This window comes from Micromonospora sp. NPDC048905 (assembly GCF_040649655.1).
GTDB lineage: Bacteria > Actinomycetota > Actinomycetes > Mycobacteriales > Micromonosporaceae > Micromonospora.
This window is the reverse complement of the sequence record NZ_JBEZFV010000004.1, coordinates 390842-413140: the sequence shown is the minus strand read 5'-3', so window position 1 is coordinate 413140 and position 22299 is coordinate 390842. Positions and strand designations below refer to the sequence as shown.

Here is a 22299-nt window from a genome sequence, read left to right as displayed (position 1 = left end):
GCAGTCGGAGGCCGAACTGCTGACCCATAACTCGCTCAACGGGGCGACCGGTGGTATTTGGCGGGTGAACCGCGATGGCCGGAGAACAATCTTGAAGATCGCGGCACCGCCGGGCCGGAACGGGGTGCCCGCGCACTGGGCGGCGAGCACCGACCAGGGCCACTGGAACTACTGGCAGCGAGAAGCCCTGGCCTACCGCGATGGGCTGGCGAAGACTGCCTATTCGGTAGCGGGCATCCGCGCTCCGGCCCTGCTGGAGTGGACGGACCGGCCCGACGGGTCGGTCGCGCTGTGGCTGGAGCACGTCGACGGTGTGCCCGGCACCGCGGCAACGCCCGCGACGCTGGGCGACTTCGCCGAGCGGCTCGGCGCTGGGCACGCGTTCTGGCTGGGCCGGCGCCCCACCGAGCCATGGTTGTCCCGCGACTGGCTGCGCGACTACACCACGACCCGCCCCGTCACCGAACCGATTCCCTGGGACCATCCCACCGCGGCCTCCGCCTGGCCGCACGACCTCCGGGCCAGCCTCCGAGAGCTTTGGCTACGCCGGTACGACGTGCTGCGGGCCACGGATGAGCTGCCCCGCACCCTCTGCCACCACGACGTGTGGCCGACGAACCTGATCGTCGACGACTCGGGGCCGGTGCTGCTGGACTGGAGCTTCGTCGGTCCCGGTCCACTCGGCGAGGACGCCGCCAACCTCATCCTCGACACGTTCTTCGACGGCCTGGTCGACCTGGTCCTGATCGACGAGGTCGTCGAACTGGTCACCACCGGTTACCTTCGCGGCCTCGCTGGCGCGGTGGACGCCGCCACCGTCCGCCGCGCCATCCAACTCACCGGCGCCGCGAAGTACTTCTGGTTAGCCCCCGCGATGCTCAACCGCCTCGTAACCACGCCCACGGATGCCCGCCAGACCTACGACCTCCGTGACACGGTCACCATCTTCACCGGCCGCCGCCGCCCGCTGGAGTTGGTCGCCGCCTGGTTCCAGCAGAGCCGCTGACCCCAGCTCTGAACGCTAACCAGGTTCAGCCGGACCGGATGCCGGATCTGACCACCCTCTCGGTGGAACACACGGGATGTCGGCCGGCAAAGCTGGCAACAGATCAAGAAGCTGCCCGATGGCGCGCCGATCCGAATGGAGGTAATGGCTTGAACCCCGACCTGCGGGAGCTCATCGCGGAGCTGCGCACCGACCTGGAGGCGGACCAGCCGGCGACGCTGGTGTGGGCCGAGATCTACGACGGCGCTCCGGCCGACCAGATTCCCGCAGCTCTGCCGCGGTCGGTCCGGGAGCTGTTGGAGACCACCAACGGCCTCCGGGCCGGCTCGTTCGACCTTCGCGGAACTGACCTGCTCGGCGACGTCCAGTACTACATCGAGCTGATGCCCGAGTTCACCGGCGTCGCGGACGAACCGGGCGAGTGGCTGGTCTTCGGCACGCTGAGTGACGAGCCGCTGCTGATCCGACGCGATACCGGCGCGGTCTGGTACTTGCCGGCGGAGACCACCGACGAGTGGTTCATGCGTGAGACGTTCCTCGAAGTCGCGCCGGACCTCGACTCGTTCCTCGCCTACTACGTCTTCGGGGCCGGGTACGGCGAGGTCGGCTCCGACAACGACGATTGGTGGGGCTTCCTCGACGAGCAGGGCCTGACCACGCCCGGCGACGACGAGGACGAGGACACGGACGACTGACCGCGGCACGAGGTGATCTGCTTCCCGCGCGGCCGGGTCGACTCGACATCGCTGCGGAGCATGGTCGTCGATCGACCCAGGTCTGTCGATCCTTCGTTACCGGACGTTCGGCACCGCGTCGACTTGGGTCGATAGGGTTCGTTGGCCGCCACCGACGGCGGCTTGTGCGGAGGGACATCGATGCGCAGGACAACGGACTGGCAGGCCCGCGCACTGGGCGCTCTCGCGGTTGCGGTCGCGTTGGTGGCGGCTCTGCTGCCGGCAACCCCTGCGGTTGCCGCGAGCGTGGGCTTCAAGGCGGCGACGCTGAACATCTACTACGGGCTGAGCCAGGCCGACTTCGTGTACGACCTGAACCTGATCGCGTCCAAGGCGGACCTCGTCGGTCTCAACGAGGTCGGTGCCCGCAAGGCGTTCCTGGAGAGCTGGGCCGCCGACAACGGCTGGTGGTTGTACGCGCCGGGCGGGACCAACCAGGCTGGCGAGGCGTTGATCGCCAGGAAGAGCGTGTTCGACGTACTCGACAAGGGGTCGATTTTCGTCTGTGACACCAACGGCCCGGGCGAGGTGCCGCCCGCGCGGTACAACAACTGGGTCAAATACCGGCACAAGGCCAGTGGCCGCAACGTGACCCACATCAACGCCCACGCGGTGGCAAGCATCGAGAACGCTGGCCGACCGGAGGACCTGCCGCGCACCAGGTGCGCCGAGGCGCAGTTCCAAGGCCTCAAGGACCTGGCGGTGGACAAGCAGGACGAGGGCCAGGTCATCGTGAGCGGTGACCTCAACGTCGACTTCAGCGCCGACCGGAGCTACGGGTACGCGAAGTTCCCGTGGCAGGTCTTCGAGGCCAACGAGCTGCCGAATCTGCGCTCCAACTACAACCTCTACGGCGAGAAGGGCACCGGGACACACGGCAATCGGCACATCGACTACGTCTACTTCTGGAAGCGGCTACCCGGTCACCAGGTGATGTGGATGACCGATTACGACATCGTCGGTGCCACCAGGTCCGACCACAACGGTGTCGTCGCGACGTTCTCCATCCAGAACTGACGCGTCCGCCTTCGGCCGACCATCGGCCTCCGCAGCGGTCTGTGCCTACTGTTGGTCAGGTCAGGCCTGCCGCCACACCCGGAACGTCTGGTCGAGCCGCCACGTGCCGTCGGGCTGGCGTGCCTCGTTGCGCCACCGGAACTCGTCTGACTCGATGTCGGAGAAGGTCCAGCGGAGGTCGCCGCCGTCGAGCACGATCTGCTCGCCGACGCGAGAGGCAAGGAAGGTGTGCGTCCGCCGCCGTCCCGGTCCCACCCACGTCGAGCGCCAGACCCCCGCGCCGGCAGCGGGGTCGGGGAATCGCACGCTGACGCCGTGTTCGACACCCGGCAGGATCCAGACATCGGTGGTGGCCCGGCCGCCCAAGGCGTACCCGAAGTGCCACTCGCCTCGTCGAACGGTGGAGGACCCGTCGGGGTCGTACTCGGTGCAGTCCAGCGCCCAGGAGCCGGTGAACTGTCCGAACAGGCTGAGGTCGACGCCGTGGGCCGGCTCGGCGGCGAGGAAGGCGGCACCGATGGCATCGGATGACGTGAGCACCATGCCAGAACGATAGCGCCGGCCGTGGCGGCGCGATCAAGGTGAGCGAACTTCTTCGATCCTTGACACCCGTTGATGCGATCGCTAACACTGGTCCGCAACGCGAACTTAACGAGCAGAACACATTGCTCCTGTACCGCGTGGCGAGTTGATCTTGTTAACGCTAACATCGATGGCCGCCCGGAGGAGGAGTCGTCACCGTGATTCCCAGGCGAACGTCCGCGGCATCGACCAGCGGGCCGGCGTCGGCGCCGGACGGTGCGGCCACCCCGCGCTGGGCCGACACCGGCAGAGCCGACCACCGGTGGCGGCTGCGCTACGGGGCCAACGGCTACGTCCGCCTCCGGTTCCTGGCGCTCTCCGCCGTGGCCGCCGCCACTCTCGTGGTGGTCGCCGACGGGCCGGCGCAGGCCGCCACGTTGCCGACCGGTGCCGTCTCGCTGGAGGCGGTCAACCAGACCGGACGGTACGTGCGGCACATCGACTACCTCGGGCAGCTCGATCCGGTGACCTCCAGCAGCGCCAACCAGGTCAAGCTCGATGCCACCTTCACCGTGGTCAACGGCCTGGCCTCGCCTGCCTGCTACTCGTTCCAGACCAAGACGGGCCTGTTCCTGCGACACCGCGACTACCGTCTCCGGATCGACCCCAACGCCGGTGACGCGGGGTTCCGGGCCGACGCCACCTTCTGCGCGGTCGACGGCTCGGTCTCCGGCTCGGTGGCGCTCGCCTCGTACAACTATCCGACCCGGCGGATCCGGCACCGTGACTTCGCACTCTGGCTCGACGCCTACCAGGACACGGCCGCGTTCCGGGCGGACAGTTCCTTCCGTCTCGTCGCGCCGTGGGCGCCCAGGACCACCAAGGGACCGGTCATCCCGGGCCTCTTCGCCGACCCGCACCTCGCCGTCTTCAACGGCCGCTACTACCTCTACCCGACCACCGACGGCTACGCGAGCTGGGCCGGCACCTACCACAAGGCGTTCTCCTCCACCGACCTGGTCAACTGGACCGACCACGGCGTGGTCCTGGACCACGGCCCGGACGTGTCCTGGGCGGACAACTCGGCCTGGGCGCCGGCGGTGGCCAGCGCCAACGGCCGCTACTACCTGTACTTCAGCGGCGGCGCGGCCAGCGGCAACACCGCCAAACACCTCGGTGTGGCCGTGGCCGACAGCCCCACCGGGCCGTTCCGCGACGCGCTGGGTCGGCCGCTCGTCCGCAGCGACCAGTTCTCCGGTGGGCAGGCGATCGACCCGATGGTGTTCACCGACGACGACGGGCAGTCCTACCTGTACTGGGGTCAGGGCGTCGCGCGGGCCGTGCGGCTGAACACGGACCTGACCTCCTTCGACGCCGCGCAGGTACGGGTCAGCACGCCGTCGGGCTACAACGAGGCGCCGTTCGTGTTCAAGCGCAACGGCCAGTACTACTTCATGTGGTCGGAGAACGACACGCGCAGTGAGGACTACCGGGTCGCGTACGCCACCGGCCCGTCGCCCCTCGGCCCGTGGACCAGGCGCGGCGTGGTGTTGCAGAAGCGGCTCGACGTCGGCATCAAGGGCACCGGCCACCACTCCGTGGTCCGGGCGCCCGGTAGCGACACCTGGTACATCGCCTACCACCGGTTCGCTGTTCCGGCCGGCAACGGCACCAACCGGGAGACTGCCATCGACCGGATGGAGTTCAACGCCGACGGCACCATCCGTCCCGTCGTACCGACCCTCTAGCTGACCCGGATGCCCCTCCGCGAAGGAGAAAGACACATGTCGAGAGTCCTCGCGCGGCTCGGCGCGGTCGCGGTGGCCGCGTGCCTGCTGTTCACCACCTGGTCGGCGGCGACACCGAAGGAGGCGTCCGCACTCGACCCGACCGTCGGTTACCTGATGGCGCACTTCACCGGCGAGTCGTCGACCGCCCAGCAGATCTACCTCGCCCACAGCACCGATGGCCTGCGCTGGACCGACCTCAACAACGGCGGGCTCGTCCTGCGTTCCACAGTCGGCACCCGCGGCGTCCGCGATCCCGCCCTGGTCCGCTCACCCAACGGTGACCGGTACTGGATCATCGCCACCGACCTGTGCATCGGCTGTGGTCAGGACTGGTCGGCCGCGATCAACAACGGCAGCCGCAACCTCGTCGTGTGGGAGTCCACCGATCTGGTCAACTGGTCCACGCCGTGGTTGCTGAACGTGGCCGGCGCGATCCCGGACGGACGCAACGCCTGGGCGCCGGAGGCGATCTGGAACCCGGAGACCGGCGACTACGTCCTCTACTGGGCGACGAACGTCCCGATCAACGGGGCGACCAAGCACCGCATCTACGCCGCGCGCACGACGAACTTCCGCAGCATCACCACGCCGCAGGTCTACATCAACCGACCCGGCAACCAGGAGATCATCGACACCCAGATCGTCGAGGTGCCGGCCGGCGTCGGCGCCTACCGGTACGTGCGGGCCTCGCGGGACGGCCAGATCGCCATCGAGGGCAGCAACTCCATCCTCGGCACCTGGACGAACCTCGGGAACCTGTCCGGCATCGGGCTGACCGGCGCCCAGGTCGAGGGCCCGATGTGGCTGAAGTACAACAACCGCGACGAGTGGGTGCTCTACCTCGACCAGTACTCCTCCGGGCGCGGCTACCTGCCCGTCCTGACCACCAACCCGTCGAGCCCGAGCAGTTACCGGCTGCCCGCGTCCGGCTCGTACGCCATGGGTGGCACCAAGAAGCGGCACGGCACGATCCTCAACCTGACCGCCGCCGAACAGAACCGGGTGCTCGCCCGTTGGCCCGTCACCGCCGTCAACCGGATCCAGTCGTACAACTTCCAGGACCGGTACGTGCGGCACTACGACTACGACGTCCGCATCGACCCGAACGTCAGCCCGGCCCAGGACGGCCAGTGGCGGGTCGTGCCCGGCCTGGCCGGCTCCGGCACGGTCTCCATCCAGTCGGTCAACTACCCGGGCTACTACCTGCGCCACTACGGGTTCGACTTCCGACTGGAAGCCAACGACGGCACCGCCACCTTCGCCGCCGACGCCACCTTCCGGCAGGTCGCCGGTCTGGCCAACTCCTCGTGGACGTCGTTCCAGTCCTACAGCCACCCGGACCGCTACCTCCGGCACTACGCCTACCTGCTCCGGCTCGACCCGATCTCCGACGCGCAGAGCCGTGCCGACGCGACCTTCCGCGTGACCAGCTAACCCCTCGAGCTGTCGAGCCTGGAGAGGCACGATCTAGTGATTGGACAACACATGAAACGGATCAGCCGGTCGATGCGCCGGACGTTGATCGCCCTGGTGGCCGCCGTGACGGCGATGGTCGGCGGCGTGGTCGTCGTCGCGTCGTCGCCCGCTGCCGCCGCCACCAACCAGTTCCGCGGCATGAACTGGGCCATGTTGGGTGACAACTTCAAGACCAGCCCGCTCGTCGTGCAGGGTCTGAGCATGTCCGACAGCAACGCGACGGTGCGGGCCAAGGCCAATGCCATCTACGACGACATGGCGTCCACCATGGGCGTCAACACCGTCCGGCTGCCCATCAACACCCATACGGTGGGTACTGCCTGGTGGGAGGCCTACCGAGGCGCCATCGACGCCGCCACCGCCCGCGGCTTCAAGGTCATCCTCGCCTACTGGGAGGACGCCGCCGCCTCCGGCGGCAGGATCACGAATCTCGCCGCCTGGAACACCATGTGGTCCACGGTGACCAACACGTACGGCTCGAACGCCAACGTCTACTTCGAGCCGATGAACGAGCCGCACGGTTACAGCTCGACGGAGTGGCGCAACGTCGCCGCGAACTGGCTCAGCTACCACACGTCGGCGGTGCCCGGCCGGGTGCTGATCGGCGGCACCGGCTTCAGCCAGGACCTGCGCGACATCTGCAACGACAGCCGCTTCAACTCGACGCTGCTGTCCTTCCACTACTACACCTTCTTCTACGGCGCGATGACCTACGACGGCTTCCGCAGCCACATCCAGGCCCGCCTCGGCAACTGCGCCTCGCGCGCGGTCGCGACCGAGTTCGGTGGCCCCATGAACGACGGTCGCAACTACGCCGACGCGGGCAGCACCGACAACTTCGTGCGCTACATCCGCGCCATGGCCCAGGTCATGCGGGACAACCAGATGGGCGGCACCTACTGGCCCGCCCTCGGCGGCAAGACCGGCACCATCGGCTACGACTGGTACTCGATGTTCGCCCTCACCGGCAGCGGCACCGACCTCAACCTGACCGTCCGCAACACCTCCGGCGCGGACCGGATCCGGTACGCGTGGGGCGACACCATCGGTGGCGGCGACCCGACGACGCCTCCGCCGTCGACGGGGACGTTCTACCGGGTCGACGTGCGGCACAGCGGCAAGGCCCTGAACGTCCAGTCACCGAACACCGACAACGGCGCGCGCGTCAGTCAGAACACCTACGGTGGCAACGCCTGGCAGCAGTGGCAGTTCCAGGACGCCGGCAGCGGTTACTGGCGCATCGTCAGCCGGCTCAGCGGAAAGTGCCTCGACGTGGTGAGCGCGTCGACCGCCGACGGTGCCGAACTGGTCCAGTACACCTGCGGCAACGGCACCAACCAGCAGTTCCAGATGGTGACGAACGGCAACTACTTCCAGCTCCGGGCACGACACAGCAACAAGTGCGTGGACGTGCCGGCCGCGTCGACCGCGGACGGTGTCGTCCTCAAGCAGTACACCTGCAACACCGGCACCAACCAGCAGTGGTCCCGCACGGCCGTCTGACGGTCGGCCCGACGTCGTCACGAACCCACGGTGCGGCCCGTACACCTCGGAACACGAGGTGTACGGGCCGCATCGGCGTCGCGGTCACCGTTGCACGGGTGTGGCGCGTACGGCGAGCTGGTCGAACCTGATCCGCGCGATCTTCGGCGTGGCGTCCCCGCTGGTCTGCACCTTCAGGGTGGCTGTCGGGCTGGGAGTGTCCTCGACGATGACCACTTCCGTCACACCGGCTGGCAGGTCGGCCGGCCATCCCGCGTCGTCGGTCGGCTCACTGGTCAGCAGGCGCGCGGCACGTCCATTCAGGCCCGTGTCGGTGGCCCGCACCGCCCGCCACACCGCCGCATCGCCGGCAGCGCCCGGGTCGGTCACTGGCCGATCCACATCTGCAGGAGGTCGTCGTTGTCGACGACGCGACGCTCGGAGAGCTCGGCGAGCAGCTCCAGATGCACGGGTCCGTCGACGATCTCCGCCCGGTCGGGACGCAGCGCCCCGCCGAGACCCAGGGCCGGGACAAAGCCGTAGATGGTGTCGGGTCCCACCGGGCCACGCAGTGCGAGGATCCGATCGAACAGCGGCTTCCCATCGGCACCGTGCAGGTCAACACTGCGGCGGTCCTGGCACATCAACAGAGCGTAGAGCCGGTCATCGCGGCCATCGTCTGACAGCACGCGGCCCGACCGATCCGTATGGATCACCCACCCGTGCTGGGCGGTGATCGTCAACCGCGAACCCGTCTGCTGACCCCACACCTGCACATCGCCGAACGCGCTGCGGCTCACCGCGATCCATCGGTCTTCTCTCGGCAGGACGAGGTCGTCTGTCCACGCGTCGATCGCCGGCTGCCACACCTCGGGATCACACAACCAGAACAATCCGTTACCGAAGCCGGCGAATCCGTAGTGGCGCCAACATGCCAGCAGCAGGTCGGGCACAACGCCTGCGAACTGAGCCAGCCGACCAGCGGGGACCGGAGCGGAGTAGGTGGGACGTCCCCAATTCCCCGCCAACTCCGCCACTTCATGCTGCGCCATCGCTTCGCCCTTCACCATTGGACGTTGATGCGGGCCGCCGCCACCCGATCGTCCATGAGCACAACGGCAGCCTAGAGGTCCGCCGCTGCCGCCGTCGGTGCTGCGAGGGAGCGCCTGCGCGGTACGCGTGGACTACCCTCGCGACGTGGAAAGCACCGAGATCGACGCACCCATCGTCGGCGTCACCGTCTACCCCGACCGGGCCCGGGTCACCCGTCGGGGCAGCCATCGGCTGACCGCCGGAGAGCACCGTGTACGCGTCGCGCCACTCCCAATCGGCCTGCGGCGCGACTCCATTCGGGTCGGTGGTCGGGGCGCGGCCACGGTACTCGGTGTGGACCTGAAAACCTGGCGGCAGGCCCGTAGCGCCGACGCGCAGATCGTCACCCTCGAACAACGACAGCGCGAGCTGACCGACCAGTTGGCCGAGGTCGAGGACGCGGCCGGCATCGAAGAGCAGCGCGGGGAGTTCCTCATCCGGTTGGCCGAGCGCGCCGGTGGCACGTACGCCCGGGCGTTGGCCTCCGGCGACGCGGCACCGACCGACGTGGCGGCCTTCACCGACTCGGTGGCCGGTCAGCTCGCCGAGTCACGCGGCCGGCGGCGCGGGCTGTCCCGGCGGCGCACCGACCTGGCCGCGGAGGTGGCCGCGGTCGAGCGCGACCTGAACGGCGCGCGCGGCAAGCGGACGCCGGACCGGTTGGCCGCCGAGGTGACGGTCCTGGTGACGGCCGACGACGCGGAGGTGGAGTTAGAGCTGACCTACCTGGTCGATGGTGCGGTGTGGCGGCCCTCCTATGACCTGCGGCTGGTCGAGGACACCGTGACCGTCACCTGGTTCGGGCTGGTCAGCCAGAACACCGGAGAGGACTGGCCGGAGTGCGAGCTCCAGCTCTCGACCGCCCGGCCGGCCGCGACGACAGTCGTACCCGAACTGTCGCCCTGGTATCTCGACCGGCTCCAGCCGGCGCCAGCCTGGCCCGTGACGGCGGCCGGGCCGGTCGGGGCGCCGCCCCCGGCGCCGGTCGGGATGCCGGTGCCGGTACCGGGCGGAGGCCCGGCCCGGCCCGGGGCGCTCCCGCCCCGCCTGAAGGAGAGCGTCGCCCAGGTCGAGCAGGGCGTCAGCGCGGCCACCTATCGGCCGGCCCGGCCGGCAGCGGTGCCGGCCGACGGCAGCGCGCACCGAGCCACCATCGCCGTGCTGGACATGCCCGCCCGGCTGGACCACGTGACCGTGCCGGTCCGCGTCGCCGAGGCGCACCTGCGGGCCACGGTACGCAACACCTCCGAGCACACGATGCTGCCCGGTGCGGCGGCGGTGTTCCACGGCGCCGATTTCGTCTCGGCCACCCCGCTGCCGATGTGGGCGCCGGGCGAGGAGATCGAGCTGGGGCTCGGGGTCGACGACCGGCTGCGGGTGGAGCGCAAGCTGCACCGGCGCTCGGAGACCAAGGCCACGCTCGGGTCGACGCGGCGGCGGGAGGTGGACTACCGGATCACCGTCGCCAACCACACACCGCGGACGGCGACGGTCGAGGTGCGCGACCAGTTGCCGGTGTCCCGCGACGAGGCGGTGGTGGTGCGGGAGACGAACCTGGTGCCGCCGCCTGCGGAGCGTACGGAGCTGGGGGAGTTGGCCTGGCGGCTGTCGCTCGCGCCCGGCGCCAGTGGTGAGATCACCATCGGCTTCCGGGTGGAGCTGGCCAAGGGCGTGGAGCTGACCGGCTGGCGCGAGTAGGCGCCGCGTGGTGCCTCCGCTGCCGCGTCAACGGCAGAGCTGCACGTGCAGGGTGTCGTACACCCACTGCTCCCAGCGGTCGGGGGTCCAGCCTCGGTCGCGGATGAACAGCAGGTACAGCTCTGGGCTCAGCAGGCCGTAGAGCAGGTCGGCGGCGTGTTCGACGGTCAGGTCTGCCGTGGCGCCGGGCTTGGCGATGAGGCTGCGCGCGGCTGCGGTTTGGACTTCGAGGCGCGGATCGGTGTCCTGCTGCCACATCCCGGCCAGGCTTGGGTCCTGTGCTCCGGCGGCGCGCAGCACATCCATGATCGGTGCCACCCGCTGAAGCACCTCGCAGGTGCCGCTCACATGTGCCCGCAACTGCGCCTCGGCGGTGTCAGCCGCCAGAGCGTCGCGGAACCAGGCCCGCTGCATCGTGGGAATCGGCTCGTCGTCACCGGCGATGGTGACGTCGACCAGCTCCTTGAGCAGCGACGGCTTGTTGCCGAACGCGAAGTAGATGGTCTGCACGGCGACACCGGCCCGCTCCGCGATGCCCTGGAGCGTGGTGGCCCCGTAGCCCTGATCGACGAACAGCTCGTACGCAGCCTGCAGGATGCGTCGCCGAGTCTGCCGGGACTTCTCGCCCTTCTTGCCGGCGCTCTTGACCAGTGGCATGACTGCACTGTATCACTAGAGCCTGACTCTAATAACGAACTCTATCGAAGGGTGCAGCAATGTCTCTCATCCGGACCACCCGGTTCACCGCCGCCGCCTTCGCCGTCGCCCGCGATGTCACCGCGGAACAGGGCGAGCTGATCGCCGAGGACGGCTGACCCGATGACCGCCAAGCAGCGTTGGCTCGATGCCCGCTGGGCGTTCGTACGCGCCCACCTGCCACCGGCACCAGCCCGGGTGCTGGAGATCGGATGCGGCCCGGAAGGTGGCTTCGTCCCCGCGATGCGGGAGCACGGTTTCGCCGCCGTGGGCGTGGACCCGGTGGCGCCGTCCGGACCCGGATACCACCGGACGGAATTCGAGAAGCACCAGCTGAGCGAGCCGGTCGACGTGATCGTCGCCTGTACCTCGCTGCACCACGTCACCGACCTGGACGAGGTCCTGGCTCGGGCCGCCGAGGCGCTCACGCCGGGCGGCGTACTCATCGTCGTCGAGTGGGCCTACGAGAGGTTCGACGAGGCGACCGCGCGCTGGAGCTTCGACCGGCTGCCCGACAGCGGCGAGCGCGGCTGGCTGCACAGCCACCACGAGCAGTGGCTCGCCTCCGGGCAACCCTGGGACGACTACCTGGAAGGCTGGGCCGGGCGAGAGGGCCTGCACCGCGGCGACGCGATCTGCCGGGCGCTCCAGGCCCGCTTCCACACCAGGCTGCGCACCCACGCACCGTACTTCTTCCCCGACCTGCACCCCGTCAGCGAAGCCGACGAACAGGCGGCCATCAACGCCGACGGGATCCGGGCCACGGGCCTCCACTACGTCGCGACCAGGCCAGCCGCCGCCCTGGGCTGACCACGGCAGGCCTCGCCTCCACCGTCGCGGTAGGACGGTTCGTCACCTGTCAATCCGTAGACTCCACCAGGAGTACGGTTTCGGTGCCCGACAAGCACGGGTATCGGCGGTACGTCGCCGAGGTCGGGACCGGCCAGCCCGGTGGCGGCGGACCGTGGGAGGGAGCGAGGGTGGCGCAGCGCAGGGCACTTGTGGTTCGGGGCGGGTGGGAGGGACACCAGCCGGTCGAGGCGACCGAGTTGTTCATCCCGTTCCTCGAGCGTAGCGGCTATGCCGTCCGCGTCGAGGAGTCGACGGAGATCTACGCCGATGCCGCCGAGATGGCCGACACCGACCTCGTCGTGCAGTGCATGACGATGTCGCAGATCACCTCGGCCGAGGCGGCGGGCCTGAGCGCGGCGGTCAGCGCCGGTACGGGTTTCACCGGCTGGCACGGCGGCATCGTGGACTCGTTCCGCGCGTCCTCGGAATACCTGCACCTGGTGGGTGGCCAGTTCGCGACGCATCCGGGCAAGGAGCCGTGCGAGCGGCAGGGTGGCGCGGAGGACAACTTCCTACCGCACACGGTGCGCGTCACCGACCTCGGCCGGGAGCATCCGATCACCGCGGGTGTCGAGGACTTCGACCTGGTCACCGAACAGTACTGGGTGCTGCACGACGACCTGATCGACGTCCTGGCCGTCACGACCCACCCCACGCAGGCGTGGCATCCGTGGCACCGACCGGTCACGTCACCGGCGATCTGGACCCGGCGCTGGGGTGCCGGGCGCATTGTCGTGACGACCCCCGGACACAGCCTGGACGTGCTGGAGCACGCGAGTGTGCGTACCGTCATCGAGAGGGGGATGGTGTGGGCGACCCGCACGGCGTCGGCATCGTAGGTCTCGGGGTCATCTCCCGCGCCTACCTGGACACCCTCGCCCACCACCCCGCGGTGCGGATCGCCGCCCTTGCCGACCTCGACGCCTCCCGGTCGGCCGCGGTGGCCGCCACGATCCCCGGGGCCGAGGCGATGAGCGTCGAACGCCTGCTCGCCCGCCCGGACGTGCGGACGGTGCTCAACCTGACGATCCCCGCGGCGCACGCCGACATCTCGCTGGGCGCCATCGACGCCGGCAAGAACGTCTACGTCGAGAAGCCACTCGCCGTGACGTTCCCGGACGGCCGCACGATCATCGACCGGGCCGCGTCGGCTGGCGTGCGGGTCGGGTGCGCGCCGGACACCGTCCTGGGCACGGGCACGCAGACGGCGCGGGCGGCGATCGACGACGGACTCATCGGACGCCCGATGTCCGCATCGGCCGTCATGGTCACCGCGGGGCACGAGCGCTGGCATCCCAACCCCGACTTCTACTACGCCCCGGGCGGCGGACCGTTGCTGGACATGGGTCCGTACTACCTCTCGGCGCTCATCCACCTGCTCGGACCGGTGCGCGCGGTGGTCGGAGCCGCCAGCCGCCTACGCGCCGAGCGCGTCATCGGCTCGGGTCCACGGACCGGCCAGCGAATTCCGGTGGAGGTGGACACCCATGTCACCGGCGTGCTCGAACACGCCAACGGCGCTCTCTCCACCATCACCACGAGCTTCGACGGGGTCGCGACGACCGCCGCACCGATCGAGGTACGGGGGGAGACCGGCACGCTCGCCGTACCCGACCCGAACTACTTCGACGGAGAGGTCCGCCTCCGCGCGCTCGGCGACGACGACTGGCGGGTCCTCCCACCGCGGGCCGGTTACCTGGAGTCGTCCCGGGGCATCGGCCTGATCGACCTGATCACGGCCGACGGGAAACGCCCGGCACGGGCCGGCGGCGACATGGCACTACACGTGCTGGAGACGATGACCGCCCTGCTCCGGGCGGCAGCCGAGGGCCGCCGGATCGAGTTGACGACGGCGGTGGAGCGGCCCACACCCGTTCCGCTCACCCTCGTCGAGGACTGGAAGGGGTACCACGCAACCACGCACTGACGGCGCGACGGTGAACGGACCTGATTCTTCACTTCGATGTCACCTCTCGAACCCTCAGGCGACGTGTCGGTGACCGCCCGTCGGAGTGTGCTGTCAGCCGTCGCACGTACCCTGACCAGGAGCTGATTCGAGTGCCTTCCTCCCGTCGTACCTTCCTCGCGGGCGGCGCCGCCGCCGGCGTGGGCCTTGCCGTCGCCGGTGGGCTGCCGTCCCTCGCGCAGGCCAGCCCGGGGCGGCCGCACCCGCCGGTCAAGGGTGGTCCGACGCCCTTCCCGCCGCTCGTGGACGACCCGAAGGGGATCCTGGCCCTGCCGAAGGGCTTCAGCTACACCGTGGTGACCCGGACCGGCGTCACCCGGCTCGACCGTGGTCAGGGCGTGACGCCGTCGGATCATGACGGCATGGCCGTCTACGACGCCGGCCAGGGCCGGTACACCCTGATCCAGAACCACGAGATCGACCCGGGCGCCGAGTTCGGCGTACCGCACGTCAAGGGCACGGTGTACGACGCGGGCGCCGTCGACGCCGGCGGCTGCACCGTGATCAGGACGGACCGTGCGGGCCGCAACCTGGGTGAGTTCGTCGCCCTCTCCGGCACCATCTCCAACTGCGCCGGCGGGCCGACCCCCTGGGGCACCTGGCTCACCTGCGAGGAGACCGAGGACCGGGCCGGCGACGAGTGGGAAGAGGGCGACCGGTCCGGCGTCTACCAGAAGGACCACGGGTACGTTTTCGAGGTCTGGGCCGACGGCAGCGCGGACCCGAAGCCGATCAAGTGCCTGGGTCGCTACTCGCACGAGGCCCTGGCTGTCGACAAGGACCGCACCGCCATCTACCTCTCCGAGGACGCCGACGAGCCCAACGGCCTCTTCTACCGCTGGTCGGCGCCACGAGGCGTCAAGCTCGGTCCTGGCGTGCTCACCCGCCTCGCACCGAACGCGGGTGTCCTCGCCGCCATGCAGATCATCCTGGACGACGGCTCGGTGCTGCCGGACGTCGCCTACCTGACCTCCGCCCAGTTGGGCCGCCCCTTCCCCGTACGGTGGATCGAGGTGCCGGACCGCGACGCGCGGCACACGTCCGTGCGCGAGCAGTTCGCCGACGGTCAGGTCACCCGGGGACGCAAGTTCGAGGGTGTGTGGAGCACCGACGAGGGCGTGTACGTGGTCAACTCCTACGCCTGGGACGAGGGTGACCTGCCGGCCGACGCCGCGCCGCACGACGGCATGGTCTGGTTCTACAACTTCAAGGCTCAGACCATCCAGTTGGTGACGTACTTCCCGCACCAGACGGCGTCGGAGGAGGGCACCCCGGTCAAGTACAACGACCTCACCTTCGACGGCCCGGACAACGTCTCCGTCACCCCGTGGGGCAGTCTGGTGCTCGCCGAGGACGGCACCGGGGCCTCCCACGTGCTCAGTACGACCCCGGGTGGACCGACGTACGCGATCGCCCGCAACCAGCTCAACGATTCGGAGTTCTGCGGGCCGACCTTCACGGCCGACGGCCGGGTGCTCTTCGTCAACATGCAGGACCCCGGCCTCACCCTGGCGATCACCGGCCCGTGGGAGAAGTACCTGGGCTGACCGAGGGGGACCGGCCCGGTGGGGATCAGGTGATCAGTCTGATCCCCACCGGAGCCGCACCGGTGGACCGTCAGCCGACCTGGACCAGCCGCCAGTTGTTCCTGGTGCTGCCGTTGTCGGTGTACTGGACGGCCTGGGTGCCCCAGGTGCTGGAGCCGTTGAGGATGGCGAGCACCTTGCCGCTGTTGACGTTGCGGATCCGGTAGGAACCGTCGCTGTTGGCCACCAGCGTCCACCGGTGGTCGGCGGTGCCGTTGTCGCTCCACTGCATGACGCGGGCGTTGTCGGCGGTGGACATGTTCTCCACGCCGAGAACCTTGCCGCTGTTGACGTTGCGGAACCGGAACGCGTTGCCGTCGGTGACCCGGACCCAGTTGTGGTCGGCGGTGCCGGTGTCGCCCCACACCACCGCCAGACCGCCGTCGGCCGTGGACATGTTCTGTACGCCGAGAACCACGCCGGTGTCGACGTTGACCAGCTTGTAGGTGTCTCCCACCGGGGTGGTGCCGCCGCTCACGGTGGTCACGAAGGTCATCACGCTGCGGGCGGGAAGTGTGACGGTGAGCGAGCCGTTCGACATGGTGAGCGCGCCCTGGGGCGCGACGGTCCTGCTCCCGTCGGTCAGCCAGTTCGAGACGCTGCCGGACGCGGTGCTGTTGGACAGGGTGAACTGCTGGCTCACCGCCGAGGTGTTCTTGTTGACGGCGACGATCACGACGGTGTTACCGCCGCGGTACGCCGAGACATAGACGTTCGACGTCGGGTTCGCCGTCGCGTCGATCCGCTGGTAGCCGGGACGGACGAACCTGGCGAAGTGCGCCATCATGGCCCCGCGCTTGCTGATCTGGCCGTCCTCGCGCATGGGGCCGTAGCTGCGCCGCAGATACCACCAGACGTACGCCTGGAACTCGGCGTCGACCATGGCGCGGTGGATGTGCTCGCCCACGTCGAGTGCCTCAGGCCAGGCGTCGCCCGAGTTCGTGTTGCTGTTGGGGTAGTAGACCTCGGTCATCCAGAGTTCTTTGCCCGCCCCCTTCTGCTTGAACAGGGGGTACGCGAAGTTCGAGTACGAGGTGCCGTAGAGGTGTGCGCCGATGATGTCCACGTTGGCCAGCGCCGTCGAGTCGTTGAGGATCGGGTCCGACACGGACTTCACGTACTGGAAGGACTCCGGCGCGATGACCCTGGTGCTGATCGAGCCGGCGTTCTCCCGCAGGAACCGGAGCATCTCGGTGCTGGTCCACCACGTCCACTCGGCCGCGTAGTCGGGCTCGTTCTGGACCGAGATGGCGTACAGGTTCACCCCGTTGTTGCGCAGGTGCGTGGTGAAGTTGTTCAGGTGCGTGGCGTAGGCGGCGTACGAGCTGTACCGCAGGCGCCGGGCGTTGGTCTGGCTGCCGCGGGTGAAGGTCTCGATCATGCTGGCCGGGGGGTTCCACGGGGAGGCGAAGACCGTTGCTCCGAGCGCGACCGCGCGTTGCGCCGTCGCCAGATCGGCGCTCCAGTCCGCCTGGTTCTCGTTGACGGGGATCCGCAGCAGGGAGAACCCCAACTGACCCTGGCCGGTGCCGAAGGCCGTGTCCCGCTGGGCGGCCGTCAGGTCGCCGATCCAGGCGGCGTGGGCCATGGCGCCGAAGCCCCGGATCGTCTGCCGGATGGCGGACGGATTGATGCTCGCCGGTGCGGCGAAGGCCGCCGTGGGCACCGCGACCGCGGCGACCGCCGCGACCGGTACGGCCCCCATCGTCGTCAGGACGGTTCGGCGGCTCAGCAATTTCCGTTCGCCGCTCACCGGCTCGTTCTGCTCGTGCGTCATGTCTCGTCCTCCTGGCTGGTGGTGGTACGCGCCTTCGCGGTCCCCTCGGCCCGGTCGGCACCGGTCTGTCGCGTCGTCACCGGGGTTGACGGGGACCCCGGTGGCGATGACCTGTCGATTACGATCGAGTGACGTAACTGTTAACGTTAACAATCACGGGAGTCTAAGTTCTGTCGTCGCCAAGGGTCAAGAACGAGCAGCTCAGTGAGCGGATGGGCACTCTGCGTGGCGGATGGAACAGTGCCGCCGCGCCACCGGTGCCGACGAGGTTGGCGGGCATCCTCGGGTTCGGCGGGTGGTGGCGCGGCGGCGCGTACTCTCGCTTGCCGGCGGCCTCAGCCGGTTACGTCGTCGTGCGGGACGGTGACGACGACCTTGCCGACCTGGCCGTTGGCCTCCAGGTAGCGGTGGGCCTCGGCGATGTCGCCGAGGTCGAACGTGCGGTCGACGACCGGGGTGAGGGAACCCGAGGCGATGCCGGCGTTGACGAACGCGACGGCCCGACGCAGGCGCTCCGGGTTCATGGTGATCTCGAAGAGGGTGTAGGTGCTGCTGGTCAGCGCGGGGTAGGACTGTGCGTTGGGCAGCGGCGTGGGGCGCTGGTCGAGTGCTCCGTAGACCACCAGGAAGCCGCCGGGAGCGATGCCCAGTGCGATGGTCTCGACGCCGGGGCCGGCGATCGGGTCGAAGGCCAGGCGGACGCCCTCGCCGCCGGTGATCTCCTTGAGCCGGGCGGGGAGGTCCTCGTCGTCGGTGACGATGACGTGGACCGCACCGGCGTCCAGCAGGCGCTGCTTCTTGTCGGAGCGACGCGTGGTGGCGACCGGGATCGCACCGAGGTGGCGGGTGATCTGGATGGCGGCCAGGCCGACGCTGCTGGAGGCGGCGGTGATCAGCACGTGGTCGCCGGGGCGCACCTTGCCGGACTCGACGAGGGCCCCGTAGGCGGTGATGTAGGCCATCCACGTGGCTGCCGCATGGACCGGGTCGACGTGGGCGGAGCGGGGTACGACAGCCGAGGCCGGGACGATGACGTGGGTGCCGTACGTGCCGTACCTGCTCTGCAGGAACGCCGGTACGACCGCGACCGTGTCGCCCTCGGCGAGGTGGTCCACGTCCGCGCCGACCGCCTCGATCACCCCGGCGGCCTCGTAGCCGAGCGTGGAGGGGAACACGGGCTTGTCGAAGTAGACGCCCTCGCGGTACATGATCTCGGCCCGGTTCAGACCGATGGCGTCGACGCGGATCCGGACCTCGCCCGTGCCCGGAGCGGCCACCTCGACGTCGCGCAGGGTCAGAACCTCGGGACCGCCGAGCCGGTCGAACTGTACGAGTTTCGCCACGGTGCAGGAGTCCTTGCGCTAGGGGTCACGGAAACGCCACCGAGCCTCGATGGCGTCCCGTACGCTACTCCGAGGTTCGATGATGGTCAAACTTCGACCATCGTCGGAGTAGACGTCGTGGCTCAGGCCGGATCGGTCCGCGCCTCGCTGCCGGCGGCGGCCACCACCGCGGCAAGCAGGCCGGGGAAGCGGCGCTCGATCTCGTCCGCTCGCAGCGCGTTCATCTTGGCCGTCCCCACGTAGTACTGGCGGATCACGCCGGCCTCGCGCAGGGTGTTGAAATGGTGCGTCAGCGTCGAAACCGACACGGGCGTCTCGAACGACCCGCAGGTCATGTCCGCACCCCGGTCGGCCAGCTGGGACACCACGGCTCGCCGCACCGGATCCGCCAGCGCCTCCATGACCTGCTGCAAGGAGACCTCGGACACGTCGGGGTGCGCCACGGTCCGGACGGCACTACGAGGGCGGGGCACGGCAGCTCCTTGCAACGGGTGTATCGCAATCCACCCATCGTACGACGCTGATCAAAGTAGTCCCGGTGACCCTGACTATTGTCACTGGGTACCCGTGCACCCCACATCGAACGTCGTGACTATGCGCACTGGGATCCACCACGTCCCGTGGACGAGACTCGATGCAACGCCGGAACATCAGCCGGCCGAGTCGAAGGGCATGGTGGGGACAGTGGACGAACGCTACGACAGCTACTGCGCCGCGGATCCGCTGTTCTACGACTCACTCGGCAGCGCCGTCGCGCAGCCCGTCTTCCCGGCCGCCGAACGGCCGCTGCCCACCGGCTGGCGCCGCGAGCCGCTCGACGACTGGCTGATCTACGCGCCGGACGGCGGCTCGCTGCCGCAGCAGGGTTGGAAGATCCACGTGTCGGCGGGTCTGGCGAACGCCGAGCGGGTGCTGGACACCGTCTGGGACTACTGCGTCCCCCGGGGCCTGTCCTTCAAGTTCCTGCGTGGACCCCGCACGCTGCTGCTGCGCAACTCCAAGTACGCCGCCCGGGCCGCCAGTGGCAAGTTCGTCACGGTCTACCCCCGCGACGACGCGGAGCTGGAGCTGACCTGCAAGGAACTCGACGAACTGCTCACCGGCGAGACCGGGCCGTACATCCTCAGTGACCTCCGCTACGGCAACGGCCCGGTCCACGTGCGCTACGGCGGCTTCGCCGCCCGCTACTGCCACTCGCCCGACGGTCAGGTGGTGCCGGCGATCGAGGACGAGTCCGGCACGCTGGTGCCGGACCGCCGGGATCCGGTCTTCCACGTGCCGTCCTGGGTCACCCTGCCCGACTTCCTCGGCCCGCACCTGGCGGCCCGCAGCGGCACCAGCACCGACCAGGTGCCGTACCGGATCGAGCGGGTGATCCACTTTTCCAACGGCGGTGGGCTGTACGTGGGCCGGGACCTGCGTACCGACACCGAGGTGGTGCTGAAGGAGGCTCGGCCGCACGCCGGCCTGGACGCGGACGGCACCGACGCCGTCGCCCGGCTGGCCCGCGAGGCGGACGCCCTGCGGCACCTCGCGGACCTCCCGCAGGTGCCCCGGGTGCACGACGAGTTCGTCCTGGGCGAGCACCGGTTCCTCGCACTCGAGTTCATCGAGGGCCGACCGCTGAACAAGGTGCTCGTCGACAGGTACCCGCTCATCGACGCCGACGCGACCGACGACGACCGGGCGGCGTACGCGGAGTGGGCCCGGCAGACCTACGAACAGGTCGAGTCGGTCGTCGCGGCCATCCACGAGCGCGGCCTGGTCTACGGGGACCTGCACCTGTTCAACATCATGATCCGGCCGGACGACCGGGTCGCCCTCGTCGACTTCGAGGTGGCGGCCCCGATCGCCGGGCACCGCCGACCCGGGCTGCGCAACCAGGGCTTCGCGGCCCCCCGGGACCGGACCGGGCCGGCGGTCGACAGGTACGCCCTGGCGTGCCTGCGGCTGGCGCTGTTCCTGCCCCTGACCCAGTTGGTCCGGCTCGCACCGGCGAAGGTGACGCACCTGGCCGACATCATCACCGCGAACTTCCCGGTGCCGAGGTCCTTCCTCGACCCCGCGGTCGAGGAGATCACCGGTGGTCCCCGGGCCGCGGAGGCACACCACGCGTCCGTCCCGCGGGAGAAGCTGGCGACGGCCATCCTGGCCAGCGCCACTCCCGAGCGCGACGACCGGCTCTTCCCCGGTGACATCGAACAGTTCCGCAGTGGCGGCCTCAACCTCGCCCACGGGGCGGCGGGAGTGCTCTACGCGCTGGACCGCAGCGGTGCCGGGCGGTGGCCCGAGCACGAGAACTGGCTGGTGCGGCGGGCGACGGCGCCGCCGTCCGGCACCCGCTGCGGCTTCTACGACGGACTGCACGGCGTCGCCTACGCGCTCGAACACCTCGGACGCCGGCAGGACGCGCTGGACGTGCTCGACATCTGTCTACGCGAGCCCCTGGACGGGCTCGACCACAGCCTGGCGAGCGGACTGTCCGGGATCGCGCTCAACCTGGCCGACGCGGCCGCGCGGACCGGGGAGGTGTCGGTGCGCGACGCCGCGTGGCGGGTCGCCGAACGGGTGATCGGGCAACTGGCCGACGACCCGGGACCCGACATCAGCGGCGGACGCAACCCGTACGCCGGGCTGCTGCGCGGCCGGACCGGACCGGCCCTGATGCTGGTGCGGCTCTACGAACTCAGCGGCGACGAGGAGCTGCTGGAGCACGCCGCCACGGCGCTGCGCCAGGACCTGCGTCGGTGTGTGCTGCGCCCGGACGGTGCCCTGGAGGTCAACGAGGGCTGGCGGACCATGCCGTACCTGGCGCATGGCAGCGTCGGTATCGGGCTGGTCCTCGACCAGTACCTGCGGCACCGCGCCGACGACCGGTTCGCCGAGGCGAGCGCGGGGATCCGCCGCGCGGCGCGCTCACCGTTCTACGCGCAGTCCGGGCTCTTCGCCGGTCGCGCCGGCATCATCGCCTACCTCGCCGCCTCGACCGACGACGCCGACCGCCGGGAACTCGGCGCGCAACTGGATCGGCTGACCTGGCACGCGCTGCCGTACCGGGACGGAACCGCGTTCCCCGGTGAGCAGTTGCTGCGGCTCTCCATGGACTTCGGCACCGGCACCGCCGGCGTGCTCTTCGCGCTGGCCTGCGCACAGCACGACCGGCGGCCGGTGCTGCCCTTCCTCGCGCCCCTACCGGGCGCGACGAGACTCCCCCGCAACAGCGGGGGCGACCTGATCGGCGAACAGAAGGAAGGGAGGTGAA

19 protein-coding genes are annotated in these 22299 nt (G+C 69.6%); 12 read left to right on the top strand and 7 right to left on the bottom strand.

The features are described 5' to 3' along the window. Positions 1-91: 91 nt before the first annotated feature. The 3 genes from AB0C01_RS13230 to AB0C01_RS13220 all read left to right on the top strand — a co-directional run bounded on the left by AB0C01_RS13230 (position 92) and on the right by AB0C01_RS13220 (position 2757). Positions 92-1006 carry a phosphotransferase gene (locus AB0C01_RS13230; protein ID WP_357571202.1) on the top strand — a complete coding sequence of 305 codons (915 nt, stop codon included), beginning with the start codon at positions 92-94 and terminating at the stop codon, positions 1004-1006. Between the two features lie 149 nt (positions 1007-1155). Further along, positions 1156-1701: an SUKH-4 family immunity protein gene (locus AB0C01_RS13225; protein WP_357255164.1), complete on the top strand. Its 546-nt coding sequence runs from the start codon at positions 1156-1158 to the stop codon at positions 1699-1701. A 180-nt stretch (positions 1702-1881) separates the two neighbouring features. Then, a complete protein-coding gene (locus AB0C01_RS13220) occupies positions 1882-2757 on the top strand; it encodes an endonuclease/exonuclease/phosphatase family protein (RefSeq protein WP_357571201.1) in 876 nt (291 codons plus the stop codon). A 60-nt stretch (positions 2758-2817) separates the two neighbouring features. Here the strand turns inward: AB0C01_RS13220 and AB0C01_RS13215 are convergent, their stop codons facing one another. Next, positions 2818-3300: a hypothetical protein gene (locus AB0C01_RS13215; protein ID WP_357255158.1), complete on the bottom strand. Its 483-nt coding sequence runs from the start codon at positions 3298-3300 to the stop codon at positions 2818-2820. A gap of 197 nt (positions 3301-3497) precedes the next feature. Between AB0C01_RS13215 and AB0C01_RS13210 the strand changes: the two genes are divergently transcribed. The 3 genes from AB0C01_RS13210 to AB0C01_RS13200 are packed head-to-tail and all read left to right on the top strand — an operon-like array spanning position 3498 to position 8048. Beyond that, positions 3498-5027, top strand: coding sequence for a family 43 glycosylhydrolase (locus AB0C01_RS13210; protein WP_357571200.1), 1530 nt, complete (start codon positions 3498-3500; stop codon positions 5025-5027). Between the two features lie 36 nt (positions 5028-5063). Beyond that, the gene (locus AB0C01_RS13205) at positions 5064-6503 is read left to right on the top strand and encodes a glycoside hydrolase family 43 protein (RefSeq protein ID WP_357571199.1); all 1440 of its coding nucleotides are present in this window, start codon (positions 5064-5066) and stop codon (positions 6501-6503) included. A 51-nt stretch (positions 6504-6554) separates the two neighbouring features. Then, positions 6555-8048 carry an RICIN domain-containing protein gene (locus AB0C01_RS13200; protein ID WP_357571198.1) on the top strand — a complete coding sequence of 498 codons (1494 nt, stop codon included), beginning with the start codon at positions 6555-6557 and terminating at the stop codon, positions 8046-8048. Between the two features lie 84 nt (positions 8049-8132). Here the strand turns inward: AB0C01_RS13200 and AB0C01_RS13195 are convergent, their stop codons facing one another. Together AB0C01_RS13195 and AB0C01_RS13190 are read right to left on the bottom strand one after the other, a co-directional pair. Further along, entirely contained in the window at positions 8133-8417 is a 285-nt protein-coding gene (locus tag AB0C01_RS13195; protein WP_357255145.1) for a hypothetical protein, read from the bottom strand. Continuing rightward, a complete protein-coding gene (locus AB0C01_RS13190) occupies positions 8414-9094 on the bottom strand; it encodes a GAD-like domain-containing protein (protein WP_357255142.1) in 681 nt (226 codons plus the stop codon). Before AB0C01_RS13190 ends, AB0C01_RS13195 begins: the two co-directional genes overlap by 4 nt. A 130-nt stretch (positions 9095-9224) precedes the next feature. On the opposite strand from AB0C01_RS13190, the gene AB0C01_RS13185 reads away from it, so the two are divergent. After that, positions 9225-10817 (top strand): mucoidy inhibitor MuiA family protein, encoded by a 1593-nt coding sequence (locus AB0C01_RS13185; protein ID WP_357255139.1) that lies wholly within the window; start codon positions 9225-9227, stop codon positions 10815-10817. Between the two features lie 27 nt (positions 10818-10844). Here AB0C01_RS13185 and AB0C01_RS13180 read toward each other — a convergent pair whose 3' ends face one another. After that, the gene (locus tag AB0C01_RS13180) at positions 10845-11474 is read right to left on the bottom strand and encodes a TetR/AcrR family transcriptional regulator (protein WP_357255136.1); all 630 of its coding nucleotides are present in this window, start codon (positions 11472-11474) and stop codon (positions 10845-10847) included. Positions 11475-11636: 162 nt separating this feature from the next. On the opposite strand from AB0C01_RS13180, the gene AB0C01_RS13175 reads away from it, so the two are divergent. From AB0C01_RS13175 to AB0C01_RS13160, 4 genes are all read left to right on the top strand, one after another. Beyond that, entirely contained in the window at positions 11637-12323 is a 687-nt protein-coding gene (locus AB0C01_RS13175; RefSeq protein WP_357571197.1) for a class I SAM-dependent methyltransferase, read from the top strand. A 170-nt stretch (positions 12324-12493) separates the two neighbouring features. Further along, the gene (locus tag AB0C01_RS13170) at positions 12494-13204 is read left to right on the top strand and encodes a ThuA domain-containing protein (RefSeq protein ID WP_357571336.1); all 711 of its coding nucleotides are present in this window, start codon (positions 12494-12496) and stop codon (positions 13202-13204) included. Beyond that, on the top strand, positions 13174-14292 hold the full coding sequence (locus tag AB0C01_RS13165) for a Gfo/Idh/MocA family oxidoreductase (RefSeq protein WP_357571196.1): 1119 nt from the start codon (positions 13174-13176) through the stop codon (positions 14290-14292). Before AB0C01_RS13170 ends, AB0C01_RS13165 begins: the two co-directional genes overlap by 31 nt. Before the next feature lie 131 nt (positions 14293-14423). Further along, positions 14424-15878: an alkaline phosphatase PhoX gene (locus tag AB0C01_RS13160; RefSeq protein WP_357571195.1), complete on the top strand. Its 1455-nt coding sequence runs from the start codon at positions 14424-14426 to the stop codon at positions 15876-15878. A gap of 70 nt (positions 15879-15948) precedes the next feature. Here AB0C01_RS13160 and AB0C01_RS13155 read toward each other — a convergent pair whose 3' ends face one another. The 3 genes from AB0C01_RS13155 to AB0C01_RS13145 all read right to left on the bottom strand — a co-directional run bounded on the left by AB0C01_RS13155 (position 15949) and on the right by AB0C01_RS13145 (position 19480). Next, a complete protein-coding gene (locus AB0C01_RS13155; RefSeq protein WP_357571194.1) occupies positions 15949-17694 on the bottom strand; it encodes an RICIN domain-containing protein in 1746 nt (581 codons plus the stop codon). 335 nt (positions 17695-18029) lie between these two features. Beyond that, positions 18030-19037 (bottom strand): zinc-dependent alcohol dehydrogenase family protein, encoded by a 1008-nt coding sequence (locus tag AB0C01_RS13150; protein WP_357571193.1) that lies wholly within the window; start codon positions 19035-19037, stop codon positions 18030-18032. A 122-nt stretch (positions 19038-19159) separates the two neighbouring features. Further along, entirely contained in the window at positions 19160-19480 is a 321-nt protein-coding gene (locus AB0C01_RS13145) for a helix-turn-helix domain-containing protein (RefSeq protein WP_357571192.1), read from the bottom strand. A gap of 241 nt (positions 19481-19721) precedes the next feature. Here AB0C01_RS13145 and lanKC point away from each other — a divergent pair, with 241 nt between their 5' ends. Further along, complete coding sequence (gene lanKC / locus AB0C01_RS13140; protein WP_357571191.1) at positions 19722-22298, top strand: class III lanthionine synthetase LanKC; 2577 nt, start codon at positions 19722-19724, stop codon at positions 22296-22298. The last annotated feature ends 1 nt before the right edge of the window (position 22299 follow it).

What these genes read in the sequence shown, in the direction of transcription:
- AB0C01_RS13220 (WP_357571201.1), top strand. Translation starts at nt 1,882, where the DNA reads ATGCGCAGGACAACGGACTGGCAGGCCCGCGCACTGGGCGCTCTCGCG.
- AB0C01_RS13215 (WP_357255158.1), bottom strand. Translation starts at nt 3,300, where the DNA reads ATGGTGCTCACGTCATCCGATGCCATCGGTGCCGCCTTCCTCGCCGCC.
- AB0C01_RS13205 (WP_357571199.1), top strand. Translation starts at nt 5,064, where the DNA reads ATGTCGAGAGTCCTCGCGCGGCTCGGCGCGGTCGCGGTGGCCGCGTGC.
- AB0C01_RS13200 (WP_357571198.1), top strand. Translation starts at nt 6,555, where the DNA reads ATGAAACGGATCAGCCGGTCGATGCGCCGGACGTTGATCGCCCTGGTG.
- AB0C01_RS13180 (WP_357255136.1), bottom strand. Translation starts at nt 11,474, where the DNA reads ATGCCACTGGTCAAGAGCGCCGGCAAGAAGGGCGAGAAGTCCCGGCAG.
- AB0C01_RS13175 (WP_357571197.1), top strand. Translation starts at nt 11,637, where the DNA reads ATGACCGCCAAGCAGCGTTGGCTCGATGCCCGCTGGGCGTTCGTACGC.
- AB0C01_RS13155 (WP_357571194.1), bottom strand. Translation starts at nt 17,694, where the DNA reads ATGACGCACGAGCAGAACGAGCCGGTGAGCGGCGAACGGAAATTGCTG.